The sequence below is a fragment of the Bacillus sp. LR--39 genome, from assembly GCF_053613335.1.
This window is the reverse complement of the sequence record NZ_JBSIOT010001043.1, coordinates 1-649: the sequence shown is the minus strand read 5'-3', so window position 1 is coordinate 649 and position 649 is coordinate 1. Positions and strand designations below refer to the sequence as shown.

Below are 649 nucleotides of genomic sequence, written 5' to 3'. Positions count from 1 at the left end.
GTAAAAAAACATCCGCTCGTTTTACAGCGAGCGGATGCTAGATTTTTCGGCTCAGCGCTGCCTGTCAGGCTCAAAAAAGCAGGTAAGATATGACGAATGAAACCCTTGAATCTTCAACACCAATCAAGGCTATTATGAACTGATTTCTCTTACATGTGCTGCTTTCCGTGAACTGAAGGTCGTCAAAACAACAACAATCGCAATCATAACCCCCAATGCCCCAAACCACGTAATAGAAGCCAGCGACACTTTTTCTACAAAAATCCCTCCGATTCCTGCACCTGCGGCCATGGCGAATTGCATCATCGATTGATTGATGCCGAGCAATACACCTGACAATTCGGGTTCAAGCGTCGCTAAGTGATATTGCTGCGTCGGGCCGGTAGACCATGCGGCGAACGACCATAATATGAGAATCAACAGTACTCCGACATAGGAATGGGTGACAAGCGACAGCAAAATCAGTGCGATGATATGCAGCGCCATCCCGCCAACGAGCGTAAAAGGAACTCCCCATTTATCAGTGCTATATCCGCCAAACTTCGATCCAACCAAGCTGGCGATTCCAAATATAAGCAAAACGCCGCTGAGCAAATTGCCGCTGATCCCTGAAACGGTCAGAAGGTAAGGAGACAGATAAGTATATGCA

General features: G+C 47.1%; 1 protein-coding gene. It reads right to left on the bottom strand.

The features are described from left to right. Positions 1-132 precede the first annotated feature (132 nt). Positions 133-649, bottom strand: a 517-nt coding sequence (locus ACWHAR_RS28300; RefSeq protein WP_452088596.1) for an MFS transporter, incomplete at its 5' end; no start/stop codon positions are given.